Source organism: Rhizobium sp. P38BS-XIX (genome assembly GCF_012641435.1).
Lineage (GTDB): Bacteria > Pseudomonadota > Alphaproteobacteria > Rhizobiales > Rhizobiaceae > Rhizobium.
In genome coordinates, this window is sequence record NZ_JABAIJ010000005.1 from 47,720 (window position 1) to 74,056 (window position 26,337).

Here is a 26,337-nt window from a genome sequence, read left to right on the forward strand (position 1 = left end):
CAACTGAACCGCTTTGGCGCTAGGCGGGAGGAGCGGCGGTACTGCCGCGCACCACGAGCGTGACGCCGATCGTCTCGCGTTCGGTTGGCATGGCATCCTCGAGTACGGCTTGCACGGCGCGGCGGGCGATTTCCGCAAAGGGTTGCGCCACCGTCGTCAGGCCCGGTTCCGCCATATTCCCCTCTGGTACGCCGTCAAAGCCGATGATGGAGACGTCGTCGGGCACGGATAGTCCGCGCGCATTTAGCCAGGCCATGGCCAGCATGGCGATATTGTCGGACATGGCGAGGATCGCGGTGGGCGGTACAGGTTGCGAGAACAGATAGTCGAGACCGGCCTCGACGCTCGGCTTGTCGTTGCTGGTCTCGTAAAACGGAATGTCTTCACGGCCGATGCCGAACGCCGCAAGCGCCTGCCAATAGCCGAGCGCGCGGTCGCGTGATGTCGAGTAGATGGCCCGATCGATCTCACCGATGCTTACAGGCCCGATATGGTCAGCGGAAAATTCGGTAGCAAGCACGGCAAAACGCCTATGCCCGAGTTCCGCCAAATGCATGGCTGCGGCGGCTGCGCCACCGATATTGTCGACGCTGATCGACGGGACTGAGGGATCGTCATCGTTCAAGGCCAGCGCAATGAAGGGAAGCTGCCGCTCCCGCGTCAGCTGGACGAGCTTTTCGCCGCCTTCCACACAAAGCAGGATGAAGCCATCCACCAGCGCGCTCTTCACATTCCAGTCGACCGTTTGCCGGTCTTTCGCCGAAACCAAAGCAAGCCCGGTCCCATTGGCATCACAGATCTCCGAAATCGCAGCGAGAAGCGCCCTGGCCCAGGGATCGTTGAAGAAATAAGCAAGCGGCTCGACAGCCGCAACGCCGATCGCATTGACCTTTCCCGCCCGCAGCAACCGGCCCGTCAGGCTCGGTCCGGCATAGCCGAGCTGTTTCGCCGTCTCCAGCACATGTTCGCGCACTTCCTCGCGCACGACCTCGGGTCGGCTGAAGACATTGGAGGCGGTTCCTTGCGATACGCCTGCCGCCTTGGCGACGTCCGCAAGCCTGATCGTGCCTTTTGCCAACGAAATCCTCCTTGTGTTTCAGGCGGATAGTAGCATGGAATTGTATCGGTTCAATTCTGATTGACGATAGTTTTTGAAGGCGTATGATTGAACCGATTCAAGAAGTGGTTCGCCGCCATATTGAATCGATTCAATTTTTGGAGATAACTCATGCGCACCAACCATTTCTTCAAGGACCTCTACGATGATCGTTGGGGTAACCCATGCAATCCGAGTGCTGCTCATCAAGTTCCAAGACAACCGGTAGGTGAGCAGGGCCAGCGAAACGTTTTTGGGTGGGTGGCGGCGCTATTCCGCCGCCGCCGCGACAAGCCTTCGGCCTGGTCCTTCACCATCCCGAGCGATGAGGCCGATAGGGAAGACGGCACCGACAATCGGTGCCGCAGCGAACTGAACGAGCCACATCTCATGGCGCTCGCCAAAGCCCTATCGCGAAATTGCTAGAGCAATGGGATGGGCATTCACAACCGGGGGCGGCTTAGAAGTGTTCCTTGTAAGGTCGCAGATCGAGTTCCTGGGTCCAGGCAGAGGGATGCTGACGGTGAATGTGCCAGTAGCTCTCGGCGATGGCATCGATGTTGAGCAGGCTGTCCGCGTCAACGTCGGGTCTGCGCGACCGCAACCGCTCGCCGTCGATGCCGCCATCGATAATGGTGTGGGCGACATGCAGGCCAAGCGGTCCGAATTCCCGCGCCATGCTCTGGCTGATCATGCGAAGGCCAGCCTTGGCAGCCGCAAATTGCGCATAGCCCGCTTTGCCGCGCAGGCTCGCCGAAGCGCCGGTAAAGATCACCGTGCCGCGGCCAAGCGGCGCGAGATGACGCGCAGCCTCACGCCCGACGAGGAAGCCGCCGAAGCAGCAGACGCGCCAGAATTCTTCGAATTGCGCAGCCGTCAGATCACGAAAACCGATCGGGCGATTGATGCCGGCATTGAACACGACAAAATCAGGCGCCGCGATGCCATCCTGCCGCGCAAAGGCGTGGTCGAACAGCTTGGTCACAGCTGCCTCGTCCGTTGCGTCGGTCTCGATGGCTTCAGCGCTGCCGCCGGATGCCTTGATGGTTGCCGCCACCTGATCGATTTTGGCCAGCGTTCTGCCGGCGATGACGACATGATAGCCCTTGCCAGCGAGAAGCCGACACAGCGCGGCGCCCAGCCCCTGTTCTGCTCCCACTCCGACGATAACGGCGCTCGGCGTGCTCATTCGGCGGCCTCCCTGGCATCGAGCGTCGGATAGTCGGTATAGCCCTCCGCGCCGCCGCCGTAGAAGGTCGGCCGATGATAGGGGTTGAGAGGCGCATGTCTGCGAATGCGTTCCGGCAGATCGGGATTGGCGATGAACAGCCGCCCGAAGGCGATGGCGTCGGCGTGACCGGCTGCGAGCGTTGCCGCGGCAGTCTCCGGCCGGAAGTTTCCGGCTGCAATCAGCGTCCCCGACCAGGCGGGACGGAAGAGTTCGACGGCAGACGGTACGTTCTTGTGGTCGACCTCGGCCTGACCCGCACCGCTGGCGCGCGGCTCGATCAGATGCAGATAAGCAAGATGCAGCCGATCCAGTTCGCGAATGACATGCCCGTAGAGGCGCAAAGGATCGTCTTCGCCGCTGTCATTGGCAATGCCGAACGGCGAGAGGCGTACGCCGACGCGCTCCGAGCCCCAGACATCGGAGACCGCCTCGACCACTTCCAAGAGCAAGCGTGTGCGGTTCTCGATCGAGCCGCCATATTGGTCGGTGCGCTGGTTGGTGCGCGCCTGCAGGAATTGCTCGATCAGATAGCCGTTGGCGCCGTGGATCTCGACGCCGTCGAAACCCGCCTGCTTCGCATTGGCAGCGGCCTGCGCGTAAACATCGATCAGCAGCGGCATGAGATCGATGTCGATCGCTTGCGGCGTCTCGAAAGGCACGCGTTCGAAGGAGGCGGTCACTGCTTGCCCCTTGGCGGCGATGGCTGACGGAGCGATGGGCGGCGAGCCGCCCGGCTGATGCGAAGAGTGGGAAATCCGGCCGACATGCCAGAGCTGCAGGAAGATCTTTCCGCCCTTACAGTGCACGGCGTCCGTCACGGCCTTCCAGCCCGCGACCTGCTCCGCCGTATGTATGCCCGGCGTTGCCGGCATGCCCTGGCCGGAAAAGGAGATCTGCGAGCCTTCTGAAATGATGAGCCCGCCTTCGGTCGCGCGCTGCGCATAATATTCCGCATTCAGTGCCGAAGGGACATTGCCCGGCTGGCTCGCCCGCATACGGGTGAGTGGCGCCATGACGATGCGATGCGCCAGTTCGTAAGGACCGATAGCAAGCGGCGAAAACAAGTCGATTGTCATAAAATTCTCCTGCCTGGAGCTGATTTGCTCCCCGGGGCGGAAGGGCCTGTCAATGGCGATTCGGTCTCGGGTGTTCGAATAAGATGATGCTCGTCATTTATTCCAGCAATCGGACGTGCGCAACTGAATTGCGCATCAGGTCGAAATCCGAGCGAGGAAAGTGAGGAGGGCGGCATTGAATTGCGCGGGCCGCTGCAACGGCGCGAAATGACTGACTCCGTGCAACAGAACCAGTTCCGCGCCTGGGATGTGCCGGGCAAGGTAGTCGGCATGCTCGCGCTTGATGAACTCGTCGTGCTCGCTGTGAACGATGGCGACCGGCACCTCGATATCGGCGAGATCGTCGATCGTGTAGTTCGGCTCCGTCCGTTGCATGAGGCTGACGGCCTCGACAAAAGCGTCGAACACGTCCGGCGTGGCCGAAAGAGCGGCATAATCCTTCACATGGCGCGAAAAGCAGCGGTCGACGATGGGTGTCGCCACAAACTCCTTCGTGCCGCTTGGATCCATGTTGCATGCGAAGAAGTAGACGCCGGAAACGCGCTCCGGATGGTTTCTTGCGAGGATGAGGCCCGTGCAGGCGCCGTCACTCCAGCCGGCGATGGCTGTCTGATCGATTTTCAGGCTGTCCATGACGGCGAGAACGTCCGACGCCATAAGCTCATAGCTGTAGGCTCGTTCGTCGCGCGTGCTGCGGCCATGACCACGGCTGTCGATGACGACGACGCGGCGGCCGGCGTCGACAAGCGCTGGCACCTGGTATCCCCAGTTGCCGCTGTTTCCGAGCCCGCCGTGCAGCAGGATCACCGGGGCGCCGTTGCCATAGGATGCATACCAGAGTCGGATGCCGTCGTGATCGACGTAGCCTTTGTTCTGCGTGTCGGGCAGGGGCGCTGCGCCCTCTGCCTCGAAACGCTCGAGATCATCGTCGTGAAATTCCATGCTGATTTCCCCCACAAGCCATCTCCTCCCGACGGCCAAGCCAAGAACCCTAGTCGATCCCACGCTCTTTTTCCAACAGTGAGTGAGCGTCACGCCCCTGCCAGGTGCTCGAAAAGATTTCGGGCTGGCGGCGGCAATTCGTCCAGAGATCGTACGCAGATCGAAAGCCGCCGGGTGGCCCAGTTGTCGCTAAGACGTGATGTGGCAAGCTTCAGGGTGCGGCCATAACGCCTTGCCGCCGTTTCGGGGATGATGCCCAGACCGACACCGCGCGCCGTCATTTCGCAGATACTGTCGAAGCCGCGCATGCGCACGCGCATTTTCAGCCTCGTCCCGAGCCGGGCGGCCTGGGCATCGATATGCTCCTGCAGCGCACCGCCTGTCAGTCCGACAAACGGCTCGTCCAGCACCTCGGCGAAAGCGATCTGCTTTGCTGCGGCAAGTGCATGATCGCGGGGCATGATCACCACAAGCCTGTCGATGGCGAATGGTTTCAGGACGAGACCAGACGTATCCACCGCATCCGAGAGAATGCCGATATCGGCCAAGTCAGCCGAGATGGCCCGCGCGATCTCGATGCTCTGGCGCTCCTTGAGTTCGATATCGATACGAGGATGTTCCGCCATCCAGTCTCCAAGGCGTGGAGGCAGAAATTCGGCGATCGAGGCGGTGTTGGCGGCAATGCGGATGGTCGCGCGCAGGCCGCTTGCATGTTCGCCGAGTTCGCCGCGCATCTGCGCGAGCTGCCGGTGGATCAGCCGGGCATGATGCGCAAGTGCCTCGCCGGCCGGCGTCGGGCGAATGCCGCGTCGGCCGCGTTCGAGAAGCTGCATGCCGCCGCCTGCTTCCATGTCGCGCAATCTCTCACTGGCAGCGGGCAACGAAAGTCCGACCTCAGCGGCTCCATGCGTGATGCTCCCGGCATCGACGACGGCAAGAAAGAGGCGAAGGTCGGTCAGATCGAAGCGCATGGCGCAAGCCTATCGCATCTTCAGACTTCGGGGTAGCCGAACCCTGACTTCGCGCCATCCGCATTGTCCGCCGCCTCGGATTTGCTACGTAAAGGCATGGATCATTCGACATTGCTTATTGCCGCGATCTTCGCCACCTTTTTTGCCGCCGGCATCGTCAAGGGCGTGACTGGTATGGGGCTGCCGACGGTAGCGATGGGGGTTCTTGGCGCATTGATCTCGCCGCTCACCGCCGCCAGTCTGCTGATCGTTCCTTCCTTCGTGACGAACGTCTGGCAGCTGCTGGCAGGTCCAAGCTTCGGCAGCCTCGTGCGGCGCCTCTGGCTGCTTGCGGTCGCGGTCGTCGCCGGGACTTTCGCCGGTTCGTCCTTGCTGACCAGCGGCAATTCGCTACTGACGACGGCTGCTCTTGGTGCGGCGCTCTCCCTCTATTCCCTGCATGCGCTGTTTGCCAGGCAGCTTCGCGTGCCGCCGAGTTTGGAGCCATGGCTCTCGCCACTGATTGGCTTGGCGACCGGCCTGCTGACCGGCGCCACCGGCGTGTTCGTCGTGCCGGCGGTGCCTTATCTTCAAGCGCTCGGTCTCGAGAAGGATGATCTGGTTCAGGCGCTCGGCCTCTCCTTTACCGTCTCCACGGTAGCGCTGGCCGCAGCTCTAGTGTGGCATGGCGCTTTCCGCATCGACAATCTCGCGCTGTCGGCGCTCTCGATCGTTCCGGCACTGGCCGGCATGTGGGCCGGACAGATCATTCGCCATCGCGTCAGCCCTGCAGCCTTTCGGCGCTGGTTCCTGATTTGTCTTTTTCTTCTGGGGATTGAAATGGTCTTGAAAGCCGCGATCTAGGCGCTGCGCTATCTGAACTGCGGATGGTGGGCCGAAGCGCCGCCTGAGGATTTGAACTCTCTTCGCGCGGCAGCCATATGGTGTGAAGTGAAATAGGGGGCGACGGATCGAATGGAAAGCAAGCAGGATGAAACCGGCGATTTTGGCAAGCTGGTTGATGCGTTGCTCGTCATCGACATGCAGAATGCCTTCGTGCAAGGACCCGACGCCGTTCCAGGCCATGCCGCGCTGACGTCGATGATCGAGGTCCTGCTGGACGAGGCGCGGTCGGCATGGGCGCCGGTGATTTTTCTGCAGAACGACGGGGCAGCCGGAGCGCCGGACGAGCCGTTTCGGCCGGGATGGAAACTCTATTTTTCCCCGCAATCAGGCGAGGTCGTCGTCAGGAAAACCGGTGATGATGGCTTCGATGGCACAGATCTCGATGCGATACTGACTGCATTGGGCGCTCGTCACCTTGCGATCTGCGGCATGCTTTCTGAGATGTGTGTCGCGGCAACCGCACGCGCGGCGCTCAGGCGCGGCTATGGCGTGTTGCTGCCACATGATGCTCATGCGACCTATGATGTCCCGGCCGGGCCGGGGTCGGACGGGGTGCCGGCCGCCATGGCGGCAAGGGCGGCCGAATGGTCGCTCGGCGACGAGATCAGGATTTGCGCTTCGGCACGCGACGTCCGCTTCAAGAAGCGCGCTTAACCCACGCACCGCCCATCGTCTCATGTCGATGTCTCTTCTCATGAGCAGCCACAGAGTTAGCTCGCACTTGCATGTCGCTTCGAATCGTAATAATTGAAGTTACATGAAAAGAGACAGCCGCCTTTCCTCCGTCCTTCACGCCTTGCTCCATATGGCCGAGCATGACGGGCCGTTGACATCCGAAACCCTTGCGCAATGCATGAACACCAACCCCGTCGTCGTGCGTCGCATCATGGGGCTGTTGCGCGATGTCGGCATCGTTCGCTCCGCCAAGGGGCACACGGGCGGCTGGACCATCGCCGCCGATCTCAAGGCGGTAACCCTCAGGCAGTTGCATGAAGCGCTCGGCGAGCCGGCGGTCTTTGCCATCGGCAATCGTAACGAGGTGCCGGAATGTCTCGTCGAACAATCGGTGAATTCCGTTCTCGACGATGCTTTTGCTGAAGCCGAGGCTTTGCTGCTTCAGCGTTTTCAAAACGTCACGCTTGCCGATCTCGCCACCGAATTTACCCGGCGTCATGCGAAATGGCGTGCAGAAAGGACCAATTCATGAGCCAGGATGTTGTTGTTATCGGGGGCAGCTACGCCGGAATGGCAGCCGCCCTCCAGCTTCTCCGTGCCCGCCGCAAGGTACTTGTCATCGATGCCGGCAAGCGTCGCAATCGCTTCGCCGACGAGTCTCACGGCTTTCTCGGACAGGATGGCGTCGATCCCGCCGAGATCGCTCGCAAGGCGCGCGAACAGCTTCTGGCCTATCCGACGTTGACATGGGTGGAAGGGCTCGCTGAGCGTGCAGAGGGCGCGAAGGATGCGTTCACCGTCACGACCACCGATGGCGCGCGTTACGACACAAGGCGACTTCTGTTTGCGACGGGTGTCTCGGATGCGCTACCCGCAGTCGCTGGTCTCGGCGAACGCTGGGGCAAGTCGGTCTTCCATTGCCCCTATTGCCATGGCTATGAACTGGATCAGGGCCGCATCGGCTGTATCGCGACCGGCCCGATGTCGCTGCATCAGGCGCAATTGCTGCCTGAGTGGGGAGAGACGACGCTGTTGCTGAACGGGTCTTTTGTTCCCGATGCCGAGCAGCGCGCCGATCTTGTCGTGCGCGGCGTAATCATCGAGGAAACGCCGGTCGAAAGGCTGGAAGGCGCAGCGAATGTGCGGCTGACCGATGGCCGCCTGCTGGAATTTGCCGGGCTCTTTACAGCGTCCAAAGTGGCGCCGGCGAGCCCTGTCGCCGAGCACCTCGGCTGCGCGATCGAGGAGACGCCTTTCGGCACGCAGATCCAGACGGACGCGATGAAGGAAACCACCATATCAGGCGCTTTTGCCTGCGGTGATGCTGCGCGCATCCCGCATTCGGTTACGCTGGCCGTCGGCGACGGAGCCTGGGCCGGTGCGCAGCTGCATCGATCGCTGGTGTTTTAGAATTGTCTCTGGCGGCATCGCCGCCTTCTGACGCCAGCGGCCTTATTCGCCGTCTGGCAACTTCACGATAATCGTTTCATCCGGGCCGACGGACCTGCCGTCCTGCGCCCGGATATCGAGGCGCACAGGCTGGCCGCTCGTGCGGTCGACCAGTAAGGAATGGTCTTCTGCCGGTGCGAAGAGATGGCGCTCGCCGAACTGGCGAAGCGCCACCATCACCGGGAAAAGATCCTTCCCCATTGCTGTCAGGCGATATTCCATGCGCGCGCCGCCCGCGCTCGTTGGAACAAGTTCCAGAATGCCGGTCGACACCAGCGTCCGCAGGCGTTCGGTCAGGATGTTCTTGGCAATGCCGAGGCTCTTTTGGAACTCGCCGAAACGTGTCAGCCCGTCGAAGGCGTCACGCACGATCAGCAGCGACCACCAGTCGCCGATCACGTCCAATGAGCGCGCGCTCGGGCAATAATCCCCCTTGAGACTTTTCCGCGCGACCATTTGCCGAAATCTTCTCCATTATTCACGTGTCAGGTTGGTTGCATGATTAAACCATTCATGCTAACCGATCGATGGTTTTATTATTAAACTAAAAGCACGGGAGTTTGCAATGACCATCAGGCAAAACGTGCCGCCGGCGGGCGGCGCGAGCGATATCGCACGTCTTGGCTCCGAGGAAGCGGCCGCAGCCGCAGCCGGTGGCGATCTTTCCCCACCAGTGGAAAGCGGCGCAGCGCTGACATCAGCCACCATTTTTCTATTTGCCGTCGCCAGCGGTCTGGCGGTGGCCAATGCCTATTTCGCCCATCCACTTCTCGATGTCATGGCCGATGATCTCAAGCTGTCGCGCACGGTTGCCGGCCTGATCGTCGGGGCGACGCAGGTCGGCTACGGACTGGGGCTTATCCTTCTGGTGCCGCTCGGGGATCTTGTCGATCGACGCAAGCTCATCATCGTGCAATCGTTGTTGAGCGTTGCCGCACTCGTCTGCGTCGGCTTTTCCAGCAGTGCCGCCATGCTGCTTGCCTCCATGGCCGCCGTCGGCTTTCTGGCCGTGGTGACGCAGGCGCTCGTTGCCTATGCGGCGAGCCTGGCGTATCCCGCCGAGCGTGGCCATATCGTCGGCATGGTCACGAGCGGTATCGTGCTCGGCATTCTTCTGGCGCGCAGCGTTGCGGGAACGCTGACTGATCTCTCTGGCTGGCGAACTGTCTATCTCGTCTCTGCGGTACTAACTCTGGTGATCGCACTGCTTCTCTGGCGCGCACTGCCGCGGCAGCAAAGACCCAAGGGTGGTCTCTCCTATTTCGCTCTTATCCGCTCGCTCGGAACCCTGCTCGTCGAAGAGCCGGTGCTGCGCATCCGCGCCGTGATCGCCATGCTGATCTTCGCCAATATCACCACGCTGCTCGCGCCGCTCGTGCTGCCGCTGACGGCGCCGCCTTACTCGCTGTCCCACACCGAGGTCGGCCTGTTTGGCCTTGCCGGTGCCGCTGGGGCGCTTGGCGCCATCAGGGCAGGGCGCTGGGCTGATCGCGGTCACGGCCAGCGCACCACGGGGATCGCGCTGGCCCTCATGTTGTTTGCCTGGCTACCGATCTCCATGCTGGATCGCTCGATCCTCTGGTTGATCCTCGGTGTCCTCGTCATCGATTTCGGCCTGCAGGCGACGCACGTCACCAATCAGGGCATGATCTATCGTGTCCGGCCGGACGCGCAAAACCGACTGACTGCCGCCTACATGGTCTTCTACTCGATCGGCAGTGCGCTGGGGTCCTCGACATCGACGATCATATACGCCCATGCGGGTTGGACCGGCGTTTGCCTGTCCGGTGCGGCCATCAGCCTCGCGACACTCCTCTTCTGGGCTCTGACCTTGCGGGCAACGCCAGAGGCGGCGACGCAGAGCGTCGATCGGCTCAGTGTCTAGCTTTCAGCTATGGATTGTCATTTCAATTGCTCCTTCAAGAGGGAAAGCACCGCCTGAATGCGCGGCGGCATGGGCCTGATCGGTGGATAGAGCGCATGCAGATCGAAGCCGGGTACGGTCATATCGGGCAGCAGGCGGATCAGCCTGCCGCTCTCCAGGTCCTCGGTGCAGACCGGCTCCTGCAGGACGCCAATGCCGGCGCCATCGAGGAGAAGGCTGTGTAACGGTCGCCAATGACTGGTGCTGAGGACGATGTTGATGGCGGCAAGTTGGGTCTGGCCATCTGGGTCAATCAAGGGAAGCCGGCCGCCGTTGAAAAGGCCGGCGACCCGCAGGAAGGGGTGGTCGGCAAGCTTATCGGGCTTCGTCGGCGTTCCATGCTCATCGAGATAGGCCGGTGACGCCACGAGCACGCGGCCGACATGTCCGAGCTTGCGGGCAATGAAGCTGCCTTCGCCGAGATCGCCAAGACGCAGCGAGATGTCGACACCCTCCGTTACGGGGTCGACGATCCTGTCGTTGAGGATCAGCTCGATTTTCAGCAGCGGATGGCGCTTGCGCATCTGCAGCAGGATCGACGGCAGGATGATCTCGCCGATGCCGTGCGGCGCTGCGATCCTCAGCGTGCCACGCAGGGGTTGATCGCCGTTTACCACGGTCAGGGCATCGTCGGCACTTTCGAGCACCTGCTTGCTGCGCTCATAGAAGGCCGCGCCCACATCGGTGATCGAAAGCCTGCGGGTGTTTCTGAGCAGCAGCTTGGCGCCGAGATATTGCTCCAGCCGATCAATCCGCTCGCTGACAGCGGGCTGGCCCATGCCGAGATCGCGGGCAGCGGCCGACATGCTGCCCCTTTCCACCACTCTGACATAGACACGCATCGCCAACAACAGATCCATGCGCGCCTATATATCGGCTCTGCCGATAAATGTAAGCGGGTGATGCCATCTAGTGAGGAGACGTTCGATCGCCGAAAACGACGGGCAACCATCAACCACAGGTCGGCATCATGAGCGATATCAGGCTTTACATGTTTCAATCGGGCACGCAGCGGTGCAAGGCCCACGACATCAGGATGAATCAGGGCGGCGATGCCGATATTGAAATCCCGGTCCCCTGGTTTCTCATCACCCATCCCAAGGGCAATGTCGTCATCGATGGTGGGCTGGCGGTGGAGGGCCTTGCCGATCCGCGCGGCTACTGGGGCGACGTGATCGACAGCTACCAGCCTGTGATGACTGAGGAGCAAGGATGCGTCGCGCAACTGGCAAGACTTGGCATATCTCGTGAAGACATCCGCTTCGTCGTGCTGTCGCATCTGCATTCCGACCACAGCGGTGCGGTCGGCCGCTTCCCCAATGCGACCCACATCGTCCAACGCCGCGAATATGAATATGCCTTCGCGCCGGATTGGTTCGCCGCCGGCGCCTATGCCCGCCGCGACTTCGATCGTTCCGACTTGAAATGGCATTTCCTCGAGGGCGACGCCACCGATGGCTATGACCCCTATGGCGACGGAGTCTTGCGGATGATCTTCACGCCGGGCCACAGCGTCGGTCACCAATCCTTACTCGTGCAGCTACCGAATACGGGCGCGATATTGCTGGCCATCGATGCCGCCTATACCCTCGATCACTGGAACGAAAAGGCGCTCCCCGGCTTCATGGCGTCCGCCGTCGACACGGTGCGATCCGTCGGCAAGCTGCGTGCGCTTGCCGAGCAGACAGATGCCATGGTGGTCACGGGGCATGATCCCGAGGCATGGCCGAAGTTCAAGCAGGCTCCAGCCTACTATGATTGAACGGCTGGCCGGTGATCAGCCTTGGCCGCCTGATGGCGCTTGCTCCGTCGCGAGGAAGTGCGTCCGATGCTGTCGAGCCCATTCTTCGATGCCGGTCGGCTGGAAATCCTCAAGGCCGCCCTGTGGCGTGAAGGGCGCGGCGAGCATCGCATCCGCATCTTCCGGATGCGATGCGAAGAAGCGGAATTTCGAGGCAACGCGGCGCCCGGTTCCCGGCCCCATCACAACATCCACATCCCGCTCGAATTCGTCGAGCGGCTGTTGACGATAGGCAATCCGGCGATCAAGTCCTGCACCGATGCGCGTGACAAGCTCGTTTCCATCAACGCTTTCCAGCCCAGCGATGCGATGGTCGCCGGATGTAATGCCCCGTTCCAGAAGAGTAACAGCGGCGCGGGCGCAATCATCGACTGAAGTCCAGGCGATACGCTGGGCTTCGGCAATCGGCGGCGCGAAGACGCCATGTATGACAATATCCGTGCGAGCCGATGGCTTCAGCAGATTATCGAGATACATGGTCGGGCGGACGATGGCGAATGGTAGCCCCGACGCGCACACGATCTCCTCGATCATCGCATTCGCGACGAAGCTCGGTTCTTCGCACGGCGCCGGCCGACTGGCGCTTGCGAGCTTCAGGACGACAGAGTTCACCCCGCTGCCAAGGGATGCAGAGATCGCATTGTCGGTCTGGATACGCATATCCGCCTGAGACCCGATCGGGATCTGCAGCACGGCATGGGCGACACCGGCGCTGGCGGCGCGCAGCGAGGCGGCATCACGAAGATCCCCTTCGACAAGCTCGACGTCAAGCGCTGATAGCGCGGTGGCGCGTCTTCGATCACGGACAAGGGCACGGACCTTGAAGCCGTGTCGAAGCGCGGCGTGGACGACGGCGCTGCCTTGAACGCCGGCAGCGAGATAGACGAGAATGGGCTTGGATCGGTCGATCATGGACATGGCGAGACTCCTTCGAACAGGATCTGCCGGGGAAGCGTCGTCAAACAGCTACCGAGCAGACCCGAAACGCGCACGAGGCGCAGGGACTGTCGGGGTATTCGCGCGAGCGCGAAACAGAGCTTCTCCATTCAAGAGAGAAGGGCCTGGGCCTACCGAGACCAAGCCTGCCATTTTCGACGGAGAGAATTTACGCCGGCTTTGTCGCCGGCGTCAACAGATGGATCAGCGAACCTGCGCTTCGCCCGCCCTTCCTTCAGGATTGCGGCAGCAGCGATCTGATCCGCTCGGCATCGTCGGGCGTTGCCGGGTTATAGACGATCATGCTGAGATCGGTTCGACCGTCGACGGAAAAGGCTGAGTATTCGAATGAAAGCGGCCCTAGAACCGGATGGCGGATATGCTTGACGGCTTCGGTGTGGGTGGTGGGAACGTCGTTCTCACGCCACATGGCCCTGAATTCCGGACTGATGCGGCAAAGCTCCGCCACGAACGGCTCGATCAGGGCCGCAGCACCGGCGCGAGCGGCATCGACGCGGAATGCACCCAGGGCGAAACGAGCGACGCTTTCCCAATCATATTGAACGGCACGCGCACGCGGATCGAGAAAGATATAGCGCAGAATATTGCGCTCTTCCGGCGGCAATGATCCGTAGTCCACCAGCATCACGGGGGCCGCCCGGTTCCAGGCGATGACGTCCCACGTTGCCGTGCGGATGAGAGCTGGACTGGGGTCCAGAGCATCGAGCACGCGTTGCAGCCGCGGGGTAACCCCGTCATTCTTCCGGTAATGTGCTTCGGGGGGACGCCCAAGACCGAGGAGAAACAGATGCTCCCGCTCCACTTCCGTCAACATCAGCGCGCGGGAGATCCGGTCCAGCACATCGGCGGATGGCGCGCCGCCGCGCCCCTGTTCCAGCCATGTGTACCATGTGGGGCTGATATTGGCGCGCTGCGCCACCTCTTCGCGCCGCAAGCCCGGCGTTCGGCGCCGTTCGGAAGCAAAGCCGAGGGCCGATGCGTCGAGCTTGGCCCGACGATCCCGCAAATATGTGCCCAGCACGTTTTCAGTTTCGATTAAGTCGGTCATCCTGTTAGTTCTTTTACTATGATAAAGTCACTACTTTACCAGAATAGCAGATAGGCACAGATGTGTCCCGACTAAATAAGGAGACAGTGCTTATGCGTGTATTCGTTACTGGCGCGACCGGAAATATCGGCTCGCATGTCGTTAGGGAATTGATCGGAGCCGGCCATCAGGTGCTCGGCCTTTCTCGCTCGAAAGAGAAGGCGGTCGCGCTTGCCGCTGCCGGCGCCGAGGTCCTTCACGGCACGATCGAAGATATGGAAATCCTGAAAAGCGGCGCGTCTCAATCGGACGGCGTCATACACCTCGCCTTCAATCACGACTTTTCGAAGTTCGTCGAGAATTGCGAGGATGATCGCCGCGTCATCGCGACGTTAGCCTCAGCGCTTGCCGGCTCTCAGCGTCCGCTCGTTATTACCTCGGGTACGCCGATCGCCAACACGATCCCCGGCGAGCCCGCCAGGGAAGACAATCCGATCGTCGGTTCGGACACGCATCCGCGCGCAGCCACCGAGGAAGCAGGGATTTTGGCGAGCGAAATCGGCGTCAATGTTTCGGTCGTGCGTCTGCCGCAGGTCCATGATCCGGTCAGCCAGGGCCTCATTACGCCACTGATTGCGATGTATCGGGAAAAGGGCGTCTGCACCTATATCGAAGAAGGACGCAATCGCTGGCCGGCGGCGCATTTCACCGACGTTGCCCGCCTGTACCGCCTCGTGGTCGAACGCGCCGAGCCGAATGCCAAGTATCATGCGGTTGGCGAAGAAGGCGTGGCAATGCGCGATATCGCCGAAGTCATCGGCCGCCGCCTGAACCTGCCGGTAAAATCCGTTGGCAGGGACGAGGCGCAGGAGTATTTCGGCTGGCTCTCCATGTTCGCCACGCGCGACATGCTGGCCTCGAGCGCCAAGACGCGCCAGACGCTCGGCTGGGAGCCGACCGGCCCGAAGCTGCTTGAAGATCTGGCTGAGCTTCAGGTTTGAAAGAACATGCTTTCCGGGCTTGAGCTAGGTCGTTATCGGCCAAGTCAGATTGGCCCGGAAAAATCGACTATGCAATCTGGCCGAGGCTCGCATCGAACGAGCCTCGGCCTGAAATATGATCGATGAACCTTCGCAACAGCGGATTTCTATCGTCATCGCGCCAACACAGCCCAATTGGCCAATGTGATTCCGGGCCGGACAACTGTGATTGACGCGTGCGTCCACCCAAGGCTTCCACGCCGTACCAGGGCAGGAACGCAGCTCCTAACCCTGCGGCGACGACGGCATGAACAGTCAGGATGTCCTCGGCATATTGAACAATACGCGGTTTGAAGTTCGAAGCGGAGCACCACCGGGTGATCTGTGAGTCCAATCCCGATCCGCGGCTTGGAGATAGTGCGACGAAACCCAGAGCGTTCAATGCCGAGAGCTGGCTCAAAGGCGGCTCGCTCACGGTAGGCGGCAGCACGAGTGCCAGCCGTTCCTCAAGCAAAGGCAGGAATTCAAGTCCTTCCGCGTCCACCGGAGCACGGCAAAAGCCGGCATCGAGCCGTCCGTCGAGCAGGCGCTGATGCTGTTCGCTCGAAGGCAGATCATCAAGCGTGATCTGGCAATCAGGTGTCGCCACGCGGAAGTCGGCAATCAGGCGAGGGGCCAGCACAAGCGTCGAAATGCCGAATGCGATATCGAGGTGACCGGCCAGCCCGGCATGGGCACGGCGCATTCTGGCAGCGACGTCATCGCTCAATCGCAGGAGCCTTTGCGCCTCCTTCTCAAACACCCTTCCGAGCACAGTAAGCTTGGCGCCGTGCCGCCCGCGTTCGAACAGTTCCCCGCCGATCGTCGCCTCAAGAGCCTGGATTTGTTTGGTCAAGGTCGATTGTGTGACGAGCAGCCTGTCTGCCGCCTTACCATAATGGCCTGCCTCGGAAAGGACGATGAAAGAGCGGAGGAGTTTGAGATCCATTCGATTTGCGACTTAAATATATCAAAGATCTCATTTTACGGAATGGAATGCCTATGGTCAAATTGCCTCACAACGGAGGCAATATCCATCATGTTAAAAGTATCGTCGGTTCAGTTTCAGCATCGCGCCAACGACAAGACCTACAATCTCGACCGGGTCACGACCCTTGCGCGACAGGCAGCCGGTGACGGCAGCCAGTTGGTGATTTTTCCGGAAATGTGCATCTGCGGCTATTGGCATGTACCAAAGCTCGATGCCGATGCGATCCGTGCATTGGCAGAACCTTTATCTGGCCCCTCCGTCTCCTACGTCGCGAATTTGGCTCGCGAGCTGGGCATCGGAATTGGCGTCGGCTTTCTGGAACTCGGTGACGATGGCGCCATCTATAATTCCTATGCCGTCTGCCTTCCCGACGGGCAGATCCATTGTCACCGCAAGCTGCATGCCTGGGAACATCGCGCTATATCGAGCGGCAATCGATATACCGTGTTCAATACGCCATGGGATATCCGGGCGGGTATTCTGATCTGCTGGGACAACAATCTTATCGAAAATGCGAGAGCGACGGCGCTGCTTGGTGCTGAACTCCTGATCGCACCGCATCAGGCCGGCGGTGGTCAGTCGGTCAGCCCGCATGGCATGAAGCGCATACCGGTCGAAAAATGGGCGCGTCGTCATGAAGATCCCGCTGCGATCGAGGCCGAAATTCGTGGGCCGAACGGGCGTGAATGGTTCATGCGCTGGCTGCCGTCCCGCGCGCACGACAACGGCATGTTTCTCATCTTCAGCAACGGCGTCGGCCAGGACGAGGATGAGGTGCGGACCGGCAATGCCATGATCCTCGATCCCTACGGCCGCATTCTTTCAGAGACCTGGGCCGCCGACGATGCGATTGTCAGCGCGGAACTCGATCTGGGGCTTCTCGACAAATGCACGGGGCAACGCTGGATTCGAGGCCGTCGGCCCGAACTTTATAGCATTTTCACACAGCCCAATCCGGAGGGCCTTTCGCCCATGGATGCTCGATATTCCGAAGCGCCCACGCGCAAACGCTCAGTTGTCGAGCAGACCAAGTAAGGATGCGATGAAGAAAACCCGTCTTCCGGCGATGCTTAAGCATTGCCGGGGGATGTGAGGCGCGGCGCAAAAATCCTGTCTAGGCTCGCGGTCGATGCTCGTATTCGGCCGCGGCCCTTCTCGCGTGTCTGTAACACGTTCGGGCACCAAGCATGCGCGCCAGCGCTTCAGGAAGCATTCCGGAAAATTCTGATTATGTTGAACCAGGTCAATGCCATATGGCGGACAAGGTGGGATTCGAACCCACGGTACGCTTTCACGCACACACGCGTTCCAGGCGTGCGCCTTAAACCACTCGGCCACCTGTCCTTCATTGGCGTTTTGCCACCGCTTCGGAAGCAAATCGTCGGAACGGCGCGATATATACCGATGAATTCTGAGCAATCAACCCGAATCTGACAGATTTTTGACTTATCGTCGCAAAACTCTGTATCTCGCCCCCATTGCGCTTATTTCACGTACAAATTATCTAAGAGAAAGATGAGGCGGCGTAAGACCGGTCGACCCGAAAAGGGCCGGGCGTAGTGAGTAATCCGGAGGGGTTCATGCGTTTCCTGTTGCGTTTTGCCAGCCTTGTCGCGCTGGTGGTGGCTGTTATCGCCGGCACCATCGATTCCATCCAGTCGGTCGCGGCGTCGGCCGTGGTCTTGACCCCGATGGGTGATGCCTGGAACGACGTCAGCCCTTCCTCTCTGGCAAGCCTTCGTTCGATGATCGCCTATTATATTCATCCCCGTTTCTACGACATGGCAATGCAATGGCTGCTGTTCCAGCCTGCCTTTGCCGTCTTCTTGGTGGTGTCGCTGCTGCTGTGGATGGTCGCTTATAAGCGTCCGTCGCTGGCCGCCCGTTTCACCGCCTGACGGCTGCGGGCCCGTCGCTGCAGCCTGTGCCGTTCCGGGACTTTATGCTTGCGAGGACTGCATTCCACACACGCCTCAGGCCTTAGAAATGAGGTTGGATGGCGGGCTGCGAAACGGCGAAAAATGCGTTTGCTGGCTATTAAAATCGCAGTCTGAACGCCAAATTGTTTAAAAAATGGCTCCTTTGCGTGGGTTTTCCGCAATTCCCACAAATCTTTACCAACTGAAAAATTTCTCGTGAATTTTTCGTGCAGCCATGCAAGGATGCGCGCCAGCTTGGCCTCGGGGGAGGCCAGCGGTTCCGCAGACATGCCCGGTCAACGGGCTTGCGGGAGGACCCAACAAGATAGCAACAACAGGGCTGCGACACATGAAAAAATCCCTTCTGACCCTTTTCGCCTTGGCCGCCATGTCGGCGACGGCGCTTGCGGCCGACATCAAGCCGGCGATCGTCTACGGAACAGGTGGCAAGTTCGACAAGTCCTTCAATGAAGCCGCCTACAACGGCGCTGAAAAGTTCAAGAAGGAAACCGGCATCGCTTACCGCGATTTCGAGCCGACGGGCGACACCCAGGGTGAGCAGGCGCTGCGCAACTTCGCCAGCAAGGGCTTCAATCCGGTCATCGCAGTATCGTTTGCCTGGACGTCCGCTCTCCAGAAGGTTGCCGCCGAATATCCGAAGACCGAATTCGTGCTGATCGACGACAGCCTCGATCTGCCGAACGTCCGCTCGGTGAAGTTCAAGGAAAATGAAGGCTCCTACCTCGCCGGCGTCATGGCCGCCATCGCTTCGAAGACCGGCAAGGTCGGCTTCGTCGGCGGCATGGACATCCCGCTGATCCGCAAGTTCGAATGCGGCTATGAGCTGGGCGCTCGCGCCACCAATCCGAAGATCGAAGTCTTCCAGAACATGACCGGCACGACCGGCGCTGCCTGGAACGACCCGGTTCGCGGTGGCGAGCTCACCAAGAACCAGATCGACCAGGGCGCGGACGTTGTTTACGCGGCCGCCGGTGCAACCGGCCTCGGCGTGCTGCAGACCGCCGCCGACAACAAGAAGCTCTCGATCGGCGTCGACTCGAACCAGAACTACCTGCATCCGGGTTCCGTTCTGACCTCAGTCGTCAAGCGCGTTGACCTCGCAGTCTACAACGCCTTCAGCGACGCCAAGAACGGCAAGTTCACCCCCGGCACCCAGGAACTCGGCCTGAAGGAAGACGGCGTTACCGTCGCCATCGACGACAACAACAAGCCGCTCGTCACCTCGGACATGCAGGCTGCCATCGACAAGGCTCGCGCCGATATCATTTCCGGCAGCATCAAGGTCCACGATTACACGGCCGACAACGCCTGCCCGAAGAGCTGATATGAAACAAGGGCGTATGACGTAGCAAACCGTCATACGCCCTTTTCTTATCCGGAATCCGGTTTCTGGAGCCCCCTATTGTGAGCCAATCACCTGCCATCGAACTCGTGGGTATCGACAAGAAGTTCGGTGCTGTCCACGCCAACAAAGACATCAACCTGACCGTCGCCAAAGGCTCGATCCACGGGATCATCGGCGAAAACGGTGCCGGGAAATCGACTCTGATGTCGATCATCTACGGTTTCTATCAGGCCGACAGCGGCGAGATCCGCATCAACGGCAACCCGATCACCATCCGTGACAGCCAGACGGCGATATCGGCCGGTATCGGCATGGTGCATCAGCACTTCATGCTGGTCGACAATTTCACGGTGCTTGAAAACGTCATGCTGGGCGCCGAAGGCGGCGCATTGCTCGCCAAGGGCGTCGCAGCCACGCGCGCCGAGCTCAACCGACTGGAAAAGGATTATGGCCTCGAGGTCGATCCGGACGCGCTCATCGAAGAGCTGCCCGTCGGCCAGCAGCAGCGCGTCGAAATCCTGAAGGCGATGTATCGCGGTGCCGAGATTCTGATTCTCGATGAACCCACCGGCGTTCTCACGCCTGCCGAGGCCGACAATCTCTTCCGCATCCTTCGCGTGCTGCGCGACCAGGGCAAGACGATCATCCTCATCACGCACAAGCTGCGCGAAATCATGGCGATCACCGATACGGTCTCGGTCATGCGCCGCGGCGAAATGGTAGCAACCCGCAACACGGCGGAAACCACTGTCGAGGAACTTGCCGAGCTGATGGTCGGCCGCCGCGTGCTCCTGCGCGTGGAAAAGGGCGCTCCCAATCCGGGCGAGGTGCTGCTTTCGGTACGCAACCTCACCGTCAAGGACGGCCGTGGCGTCACCATGGTCGACGACGTCTCTTTCGATGTCCGCGCCGGCGAGATCGTCGGCATTGCCGGCGTTGCTGGAAACGGGCAATCGGAATTGCTGGAGGCGATCGCCGGCATTCGCAAACCGGCGTCGGGAGAAATCTTTCTGCACGGCAAGCCGATCGGCACCGCCGACCCGGCAGCGCTGCGGGAGCTCGGCCTTGCCCATATTCCGGAAGATCGCCATCACATGGGCCTCGTCCTCAAATTCGAGGAATATGAGAACTCCATGCTTGGCTATCACCGCGACGCCAAATATGGGCGCGGCGGCATGCTCGATCTCGATGCCATGCGCAAGGATGCCATCGAGAAGATCGAGAAATACGATATCCGACCGCCGAATGCGCGGCTGAAAACCGCCAATTTCTCCGGCGGCAACCAGCAGAAGATCGTGGTCGCTCGCGAAATCGAGCGCGATCCGAAGGCTCTGCTGATCGGTCAGCCAACGCGCGGGGTCGATATCGGCGCTATCGAGTTCATCCATCGCCGCATCATCGAGATGCGCGACGCCGGCAAGGCCACCCTGCTGGTCTCGGTGGAGCTGGATGAGATCCGTGCGCTTTCGGACCGTATCCTCGTCATGTTCGCCGGCCATATCGTCGGTGAGAAGTCGGCCGAGGCCGGTGAACAAACACTCGGCCTGATGATGGCCGGCATTGCCGCGTGAGGCGCATATGAGCACGGCTTCCGTTCCGCTCCCCAATTGGATCAACTACGGTCTGATCCCCGTTCTCAATCTGATCGTCGCCTTCCTGATCTCGGGCCTTGTCGTCTGGTTCATCGGTGAGAGCCCGTTCGACGCGCTCGTTCTGCTGCTGCAGGGCGCGCTCGGCAGTGGCGAAGGTATCGGTTTCACCCTTTATTACGCCACGAGTTTCATCTTCACCGGCCTCTCGGTCGCCGTTGCCATCCATGCCGGCCTGTTCAACATCGGCTCGGAAGGTCAGGCCTATGTCGGTGGTCTTGGTTGCGCTCTCGTGGCGCTGGCGCTCGACCACTACGTGCCCTGGTATGTGACGATGCCGTTTGCTGTCATCGGCGCGGCGATCTTCGGCGCTCTCTGGGCTCTTATCCCAGCCTGGCTGCAGGCCAAGCGCGGCAGCCACGTCGTCATCACCACCATCATGTTCAATTTCATCGCATCCGCGATGATGAACTTCCTGCTGGTGCATGTGCTGATCGTCCCCGGCAAGATGGCGCCGGAAACCCGTACCTTCCTCGAGGGTGGCCAGTTGCCGAAGCTCGATTGGCTGATGGGTATTTTTGGCTCGACCATTGGTGCCGCTCCGCTCAACGTGTCCTTCCTGATCGCGCTGGTCATGTGCTTTCTCGTTTGGGTGCTCGTCTGGCGTACCAAGCTGGGCTATGAAATGCGCACGCTGGGCTTGAGCCCGACGGCTGCAGTCTACGCCGGCATTCCCTATGCCCGCACCGTCATCATCGCCATGCTGATATCAGGTGGTCTTGCCGGCATGATGGCGCTCAATCCTGTCATGGGTGCTTCCGCGCGTCTGCAGGTGGAGTTCGTCCTCGGCGCCGGCTTCGTTGGTATCGCGGTATCGCTGATGGGCCGCAACCATCCTTTCGGCATCATCCTTGCCGCGATCCTCTTCGGCATTCTCTATCAGGGGGGCGATGCACTGTCCTTCGACATGCCGAACATCACGCGCGACATGATCGTGGTCATTCAGGGTCTTGTCATCCTGTTTGCCGGCGCGCTTGAATATATGTTCCGGCCCGCGCTCGTGCGCATCTACCAGACATTCGCCAAGGCGTGAGGATCAGACCATGGAATATTACGATCTTCTCATCAGCATCCTCGGCTCGACCATCCGCCTGTCGATCCCACTGATCTTCACGGCGCTTGCCGGCCTGTTCTCCGAGCGCGCCGGCATCTTCGACATTGGCCTGGAAGGCAAGATGCTGGCCTCCGCTTTTGCGGCCGCCTGTGTCGCTTCCATCAGCGGTTCCGCCTGGGCGGGCCTTGGTGCCGGCATCGTTGTCTCGATCCTGCTCGGTCTACTGCACGGCTTCGCCTCGATCACCAATCGCGGCAACCAGATTGTTTCCGGCGTCGCGATCAACTTCCTGACGGCTGGCCTGACCATCGTTCTCGGCCAGGCCTGGTTCGGGCAGGGTGGTCGTACGCCGACACTGCCGGGCACGGCGCGGTTTTCCGGCATCACCTTGCCGGGCGTCGATGCCGTGCGCAGCGTACCCTTCATCGGGCCGCTCTACGCCAACGTCATCTCCGGCAACAATATCCTGACCTATCTTGCCTTCCTCGCTGTGCCGATTTCGTGGTGGATCCTCTATCGCACCCGCTTCGGCTTGCGTCTGCGTGCCGTCGGTGAAAATCCAGGTGCTGTCGACACTGCCGGCATCTCGGTCGAATGGCTGCGCTATCGTTCGCTGATCGTCGCGGGCATCCTCTGCGGCTTCTCCGGCACCTATCTCGCCATCGCCCAGTCGGCCGCCTTCATCAACAACATGTCGGCCGGCAAGGGCTATATCGCGCTTGCCGCACTGATCTTCGCCAAGTGGAAGCCAGTGCCCGTCATGTTCACCTGCCTTCTGTTCGGCTTCCTCGATGCCTTTGCGAACTTCATGCAGGGCAAGACGATCCCGGGCATGGGCGAGGTGCCGGTACAGATTTTCCAGGCGCTGCCCTATATCCTCACCTGCATTCTGCTTGCAGGCTTTATCGGCGTCGCCAAGCCTCCGAAGGCCGGTGGCGTGCCCTATACCAAGGAGCGCTAGTCTATGTCGCATGATCTGTTCGAGGCCGCGCGCGGCGCGATGGCGTTTGCGCACGCCCCTTATTCGAAGTTTCCCGTCGGCGCGGCCATCCGCGCCGAAGACGGAAAGATCTATACCGGCGCCAATATCGAAAATCTGTCCTTCCCGCAGGGCTGGTGTGCCGAGCCGACCGCGATCAGCCACATGATCATGGGCGGCGCCAAGAAGATCGTCGAAATGGCTGTGATCGCCGAGAAGCTGCCGCTTTGCCCGCCCTGTGGCGGCTGCCGGCAGAAGATCGCCGAATTCGCCGGCAAGGACACACGCATCTATCTTTGCGACGAAGCGGGCGTGAAAAAGACCATGACCATGGAAGAGCTGCTCCCCTTCAGCTTCGAAACCGAGATCCTCGGATGAGCGCCGCCCTCGATATCCTCACCGAGAAACTCGGCGAGCTGAAGCCGCGCTACGGCATCATCCTCGGCTCCGGCCTCGGCTCGCTAGTGGATCAAGTCCAGGATGCGCTGCGCATTCCCTATGCCGATCTGCCGGGCTTTCCAGTCAGTGCCGTATCTGGCCATGCGGGCACGCTGGTCGCCGGCAAGCTTGGCGATGTCCCTGTCATCATGCTGTCTGGCCGGGTACATTACTATGAGAAGGGTGACGCCAATGCGATGCGAGCCCCGATCGAGGCCCTGAAGGCACTCGGCGTCGATACGCTGATCCTCACCAATTCCGCAGGGTCGCTGCGGGAAGAAATGCCGCCAGGTTCGGTGATGCAGATCACCGATCACATCAACTATTCCGGCATGAATCCGCTGATCGGCGAGGAAAGCGACAAGCGCTTCGTCGGCATGACCAGTGCTTACGATAGTGATCTCATCATGCGCATGCGCAAGGCGGCTGAAAAGGCCGAGATCAAGCTGTCGCATGGCGTCTATATGTGGTTTTCCGGGCCGAGCTTCGAAACGCCGGCCGAAATCCGCATGGCGCGCATCCTCGGTGCCGATGCAGTCGGCATGTCGACGGTGCCGGAAGTCATTCTGGCGCGTCTTTTCGGGCTGAGGGTTGCCGCCGCCTCCGTCATTACTAACTATGGTGCTGGCATGACTGGTTCCGAGCTCTCGCATGACGAGACGAAGGACATGGCGCCGGTAGGCGGCGCTCGTCTTGCCGCCATTCTGAAAGAGATGATCGCAGACGAAGGAGACCACCATTGACCGGCCATTCGCTGAGAGAAACGGCAGCTGTTGCGCTTTCCCTGCTCGATCTCACCAATCTCAAGGATGATTGCACGCCAGAGCAGATCGAGGCGCTGTGCGTGCGTGCGCAATCACCCTATGGCAACACTGCCGCAATCTGCATCTGGCCGCGCTTTGTCGCCCAGGCACGCGGCATCCTCGGGGCTGATAACGTCGTCAAGATCGCGACCGTCGTGAATTTTCCGGCCGGCGATATGGAGGTGGCCGACGTTGCTGCCGAAGCGCGCGAGGCGATTGCCGACGGCGCCGATGAAATCGACCTGGTCATTCCCTACCGTGCCTTCCTGGCCGGCAACGAGCAGGCGGTCACCGATATGGTCGCGGCCGTACGCGCCGAATGCAAGGGGTCGGTCGTTCTGAAAACCATTCTCGAGACCGGCGAAATCAAGGACACCGCATTGATCCGGCGCGCCTCTGAACTGGCGATCGAGGCCGGTGCCGATTTCATCAAGACGTCGACCGGTAAGGTCGCCGTCAACGCGACGCTCGAGGCTGCCGACATCATGTTGCGGGCGATCCGAGCCAGCGGTCGCAAGGTCGGGTTCAAGCCCGCCGGCGGTGTCAGCTCCGTTGCCGATGCGGCTTTGTACCTGAGCCTTGCCGAAACCATCATGGCGCCCGATTGGGCGATGCCGTCGACCTTCCGTTTCGGTGCATCGGGACTGCTTGACGATATCCTGACCGTGTTGGCCGGCGGAGCCTCCAAGACGGCAGCGTCGGGCTATTGACCGATGATCCCGCAGGAAATTATCCGGCAGAAGCGTAACGGCTCGGTTCTTTCCGCAGCGGATATCGACGCCTTTATCGGTGCATTGGGGCGAGGCGAACTGGCCGAAAGCCAGATCGGCGCTTTTGCCATGGCCGTCTGGTTCCGTGGAATGACACGCGAAGAGACGGTGGCGCTGACACTCGCCATGGCCCGTTCCGGCGACATGCTGTCCTGGAAGGGCATTGACAAGCCGATTGCCGACAAGCATTCGACCGGCGGCGTCGGCGACAACGTCTCTCTGATGCTGGCACCCATCGCGGCGGCCTGCGGTCTTGCCGTGCCGATGATTTCGGGCCGCGGGCTCGGCCACACCGGCGGCACGCTCGACAAGCTGGAATCCATTCCAGGCTATGGAATTATCCCTGACGCAGCCAGCTTCCGCAAGGTGGTCGATGAGGTCGGCTGTGCCATCATCGGCCAGACCGGTGCGCTGGCGCCGGCCGATGGCAAGCTCTATGCCGTACGTGACGTGACCGCGACCGTCGATTCCGCCCCGCTCATCACGGCGTCGATCCTTTCGAAAAAGCTGGCCGCAGGGCTGGAGACGCTGGTGCTCGACGTCAAGATCGGCAGCGGCGCCTTCATGACGTCGCAGGAAGAGGCGGAAACACTGGCGCGCTCACTGGTGGAGGTGGCCAATGGCGGCGGCGTCAAGACTTCGGCCCTCATCACCGACATGAACCAGCCTTTGGCGGATGCCGCCGGCAATGTGGTGGAACTTCAGAACTGCCTTGAATTCCTGCGTGGCCACAAGGGCGGTACGCGGCTTGAAGCGGTCGTGCTGGCCTTCGCCGCCGAAATGCTTGTTCAGGCCGGCCTTTGTGCGAGCGCTGTCGAGGCGGAAGCCAAGGCGCGTGAGGCGTTGGCATCCGGCAGGGCGGCAGAGATCTTCGGGCGGATGGTGCATGCGCTTGGCGGCCCGGCGGATCTGATGGAACACCCGGAGCGCTACCTTGTGACGGCACCAGTGCAGAAACCGATTCTTGCCGCCACCGATGGATGGCTGGGTGCCTGCGATGCGCGCGCGATCGGCATGAGCGTGATCGATCTCGGCGCGGGGCGTCGTCGCCCGCAGGACAAGATCGATCATCGCGTTGGTTTCAGCCATATCCTGCCGTTGGGAAGCAAAGTCAGCAAGGGCGATCGCATCGCTACGGTTCACGCCGCCGATGAGGCAGGCGCAGACAAGGCTGTGGCCGATATCCTGGCCAATTACCGGCTTGTGGATGCCGCACCTGCGGCATCGCCTGTCATCATCAGCAGGATCTGACCAAAAACGGCTTATCTCGATCGTCGGTCATTCGAAGCGTGCAGCAGCGCTGCGGCAGCGACAG

General features: G+C 60.9%; 28 protein-coding genes and 1 tRNA gene. 18 read left to right on the forward strand and 11 right to left on the reverse strand.

The window, feature by feature from the left end; translation table 11 throughout:
- Window positions 1–19: 19 nt before the first annotated feature.
- Complete coding sequence (locus HGP17_RS16980; protein ID WP_168811030.1) at window positions 20–1,078, reverse strand: LacI family DNA-binding transcriptional regulator; 1,059 nt, start codon at window positions 1,076–1,078, stop codon at window positions 20–22.
- 150 nt (window positions 1,079–1,228) lie between these two features.
- Here HGP17_RS16980 and HGP17_RS16985 point away from each other — a divergent pair, with 150 nt between their 5' ends.
- Window positions 1,229–1,522 carry a hypothetical protein gene (locus HGP17_RS16985; RefSeq protein WP_168811032.1) on the forward strand — a complete coding sequence of 98 codons (294 nt, stop codon included), beginning with the start codon at window positions 1,229–1,231 and terminating at the stop codon, window positions 1,520–1,522.
- A 34-nt stretch (window positions 1,523–1,556) separates the two neighbouring features.
- Here HGP17_RS16985 and HGP17_RS16990 read toward each other — a convergent pair whose 3' ends face one another.
- The 4 genes from HGP17_RS16990 to HGP17_RS17005 all read right to left on the reverse strand — a co-directional run bounded on the left by HGP17_RS16990 (window position 1,557) and on the right by HGP17_RS17005 (window position 5,316).
- Complete coding sequence (locus HGP17_RS16990) at window positions 1,557–2,285, reverse strand: SDR family NAD(P)-dependent oxidoreductase (protein WP_168811034.1); 729 nt, start codon at window positions 2,283–2,285, stop codon at window positions 1,557–1,559.
- Window positions 2,282–3,403, reverse strand: a complete 1,122-nt coding sequence (locus tag HGP17_RS16995) for an alkene reductase (protein ID WP_168811036.1) — start codon at window positions 3,401–3,403, stop codon at window positions 2,282–2,284. The genes HGP17_RS16990 and HGP17_RS16995 overlap by 4 nt, the downstream gene beginning before the upstream one ends.
- Window positions 3,404–3,538: 135 nt before the next feature.
- Window positions 3,539–4,345, reverse strand: a complete 807-nt coding sequence (locus HGP17_RS17000; RefSeq protein WP_168811038.1) for an alpha/beta hydrolase — start codon at window positions 4,343–4,345, stop codon at window positions 3,539–3,541.
- An 89-nt stretch (window positions 4,346–4,434) separates the two neighbouring features.
- Window positions 4,435–5,316 (reverse strand): LysR family transcriptional regulator, encoded by an 882-nt coding sequence (locus tag HGP17_RS17005; RefSeq protein ID WP_168811040.1) that lies wholly within the window; start codon window positions 5,314–5,316, stop codon window positions 4,435–4,437.
- A 96-nt stretch (window positions 5,317–5,412) separates the two neighbouring features.
- Between HGP17_RS17005 and HGP17_RS17010 the strand changes: the two genes are divergently transcribed.
- The 4 genes from HGP17_RS17010 to HGP17_RS17025 all read left to right on the forward strand — a co-directional run bounded on the left by HGP17_RS17010 (window position 5,413) and on the right by HGP17_RS17025 (window position 8,286).
- Window positions 5,413–6,159 (forward strand): sulfite exporter TauE/SafE family protein, encoded by a 747-nt coding sequence (locus HGP17_RS17010; RefSeq protein ID WP_168811042.1) that lies wholly within the window; start codon window positions 5,413–5,415, stop codon window positions 6,157–6,159.
- A gap of 111 nt (window positions 6,160–6,270) precedes the next feature.
- Window positions 6,271–6,855 carry an isochorismatase family protein gene (locus HGP17_RS17015; RefSeq protein ID WP_168811044.1) on the forward strand — a complete coding sequence of 195 codons (585 nt, stop codon included), beginning with the start codon at window positions 6,271–6,273 and terminating at the stop codon, window positions 6,853–6,855.
- Between the two features lie 103 nt (window positions 6,856–6,958).
- Window positions 6,959–7,408, forward strand: coding sequence for an Rrf2 family transcriptional regulator (locus HGP17_RS17020; RefSeq protein ID WP_168811046.1), 450 nt, complete (start codon window positions 6,959–6,961; stop codon window positions 7,406–7,408).
- Window positions 7,405–8,286, forward strand: a complete 882-nt coding sequence (locus HGP17_RS17025; RefSeq protein WP_168811048.1) for an NAD(P)/FAD-dependent oxidoreductase — start codon at window positions 7,405–7,407, stop codon at window positions 8,284–8,286. Before HGP17_RS17020 ends, HGP17_RS17025 begins: the two co-directional genes overlap by 4 nt.
- 42 nt (window positions 8,287–8,328) lie before the next feature.
- Here the strand turns inward: HGP17_RS17025 and HGP17_RS17030 are convergent, their stop codons facing one another.
- Complete coding sequence (locus HGP17_RS17030) at window positions 8,329–8,781, reverse strand: helix-turn-helix domain-containing protein (protein WP_168811050.1); 453 nt, start codon at window positions 8,779–8,781, stop codon at window positions 8,329–8,331.
- A 109-nt stretch (window positions 8,782–8,890) separates the two neighbouring features.
- Between HGP17_RS17030 and HGP17_RS17035 the strand changes: the two genes are divergently transcribed.
- The gene (locus tag HGP17_RS17035; RefSeq protein ID WP_168811052.1) at window positions 8,891–10,210 is read left to right on the forward strand and encodes an MFS transporter; all 1,320 of its coding nucleotides are present in this window, start codon (window positions 8,891–8,893) and stop codon (window positions 10,208–10,210) included.
- 17 nt (window positions 10,211–10,227) lie between these two features.
- On the opposite strand, the gene HGP17_RS17040 is transcribed toward HGP17_RS17035, so the two are convergent.
- Window positions 10,228–11,109, reverse strand: coding sequence for a LysR family transcriptional regulator (locus tag HGP17_RS17040; protein ID WP_168811054.1), 882 nt, complete (start codon window positions 11,107–11,109; stop codon window positions 10,228–10,230).
- Between the two features lie 110 nt (window positions 11,110–11,219).
- Between HGP17_RS17040 and attM the strand changes: the two genes are divergently transcribed.
- The gene (gene attM / locus HGP17_RS17045; protein WP_205926018.1) at window positions 11,220–12,011 is read left to right on the forward strand and encodes an N-acyl homoserine lactonase AttM; all 792 of its coding nucleotides are present in this window, start codon (window positions 11,220–11,222) and stop codon (window positions 12,009–12,011) included.
- A 15-nt stretch (window positions 12,012–12,026) separates the two neighbouring features.
- On the opposite strand, the gene HGP17_RS17050 is transcribed toward attM, so the two are convergent.
- Window positions 12,027–12,968, reverse strand: a complete 942-nt coding sequence (locus HGP17_RS17050; protein ID WP_205926019.1) for an NmrA family NAD(P)-binding protein — start codon at window positions 12,966–12,968, stop codon at window positions 12,027–12,029.
- A gap of 253 nt (window positions 12,969–13,221) precedes the next feature.
- The gene (locus tag HGP17_RS17055; protein ID WP_168811056.1) at window positions 13,222–14,055 is read right to left on the reverse strand and encodes a helix-turn-helix transcriptional regulator; all 834 of its coding nucleotides are present in this window, start codon (window positions 14,053–14,055) and stop codon (window positions 13,222–13,224) included.
- 92 nt (window positions 14,056–14,147) lie between these two features.
- Between HGP17_RS17055 and HGP17_RS17060 the strand changes: the two genes are divergently transcribed.
- Window positions 14,148–15,035, forward strand: a complete 888-nt coding sequence (locus HGP17_RS17060) for an SDR family oxidoreductase (protein WP_168811058.1) — start codon at window positions 14,148–14,150, stop codon at window positions 15,033–15,035.
- Between the two features lie 67 nt (window positions 15,036–15,102).
- On the opposite strand, the gene HGP17_RS17065 is transcribed toward HGP17_RS17060, so the two are convergent.
- Entirely contained in the window at window positions 15,103–16,002 is a 900-nt protein-coding gene (locus HGP17_RS17065) for a LysR substrate-binding domain-containing protein (protein ID WP_168811060.1), read from the reverse strand.
- A gap of 87 nt (window positions 16,003–16,089) precedes the next feature.
- Here HGP17_RS17065 and HGP17_RS17070 point away from each other — a divergent pair, with 87 nt between their 5' ends.
- The gene (locus HGP17_RS17070) at window positions 16,090–17,079 is read left to right on the forward strand and encodes a nitrilase family protein (RefSeq protein WP_168811966.1); all 990 of its coding nucleotides are present in this window, start codon (window positions 16,090–16,092) and stop codon (window positions 17,077–17,079) included.
- A 219-nt stretch (window positions 17,080–17,298) separates the two neighbouring features.
- On the opposite strand, the gene HGP17_RS17075 is transcribed toward HGP17_RS17070, so the two are convergent.
- Window positions 17,299–17,388: transfer RNA gene (locus tag HGP17_RS17075), tRNA-Ser, on the reverse strand.
- A gap of 236 nt (window positions 17,389–17,624) precedes the next feature.
- Between HGP17_RS17075 and HGP17_RS17080 the strand changes: the two genes are divergently transcribed.
- The 9 genes from HGP17_RS17080 (at window position 17,625) to deoA (ending at window position 26,273) form a co-directional block, all read left to right on the forward strand.
- Complete coding sequence (locus HGP17_RS17080; RefSeq protein WP_168811062.1) at window positions 17,625–17,942, forward strand: hypothetical protein; 318 nt, start codon at window positions 17,625–17,627, stop codon at window positions 17,940–17,942.
- A 370-nt stretch (window positions 17,943–18,312) separates the two neighbouring features.
- Entirely contained in the window at window positions 18,313–19,308 is a 996-nt protein-coding gene (locus HGP17_RS17085; RefSeq protein ID WP_168811064.1) for a BMP family ABC transporter substrate-binding protein, read from the forward strand.
- 80 nt (window positions 19,309–19,388) lie between these two features.
- Entirely contained in the window at window positions 19,389–20,900 is a 1,512-nt protein-coding gene (locus HGP17_RS17090; protein WP_168811066.1) for an ABC transporter ATP-binding protein, read from the forward strand.
- Between the two features lie 7 nt (window positions 20,901–20,907).
- On the forward strand, window positions 20,908–22,011 hold the full coding sequence (locus HGP17_RS17095; protein ID WP_168811068.1) for an ABC transporter permease: 1,104 nt from the start codon (window positions 20,908–20,910) through the stop codon (window positions 22,009–22,011).
- A gap of 10 nt (window positions 22,012–22,021) precedes the next feature.
- The gene (locus tag HGP17_RS17100; protein WP_168811070.1) at window positions 22,022–22,993 is read left to right on the forward strand and encodes an ABC transporter permease; all 972 of its coding nucleotides are present in this window, start codon (window positions 22,022–22,024) and stop codon (window positions 22,991–22,993) included.
- Between the two features lie 3 nt (window positions 22,994–22,996).
- Window positions 22,997–23,389, forward strand: coding sequence for a cytidine deaminase (locus HGP17_RS17105; RefSeq protein ID WP_168811073.1), 393 nt, complete (start codon window positions 22,997–22,999; stop codon window positions 23,387–23,389).
- Window positions 23,386–24,192, forward strand: coding sequence for a purine-nucleoside phosphorylase (locus HGP17_RS17110; RefSeq protein ID WP_168811075.1), 807 nt, complete (start codon window positions 23,386–23,388; stop codon window positions 24,190–24,192). Before HGP17_RS17105 ends, HGP17_RS17110 begins: the two co-directional genes overlap by 4 nt.
- Entirely contained in the window at window positions 24,189–24,962 is a 774-nt protein-coding gene (gene deoC / locus HGP17_RS17115) for a deoxyribose-phosphate aldolase (protein WP_168811077.1), read from the forward strand. The genes HGP17_RS17110 and deoC overlap by 4 nt, the downstream gene beginning before the upstream one ends.
- A gap of 3 nt (window positions 24,963–24,965) precedes the next feature.
- On the forward strand, window positions 24,966–26,273 hold the full coding sequence (gene deoA, locus HGP17_RS17120) for a thymidine phosphorylase (RefSeq protein WP_168811079.1): 1,308 nt from the start codon (window positions 24,966–24,968) through the stop codon (window positions 26,271–26,273).
- The last annotated feature ends 64 nt before the right edge of the window (window positions 26,274–26,337 follow it).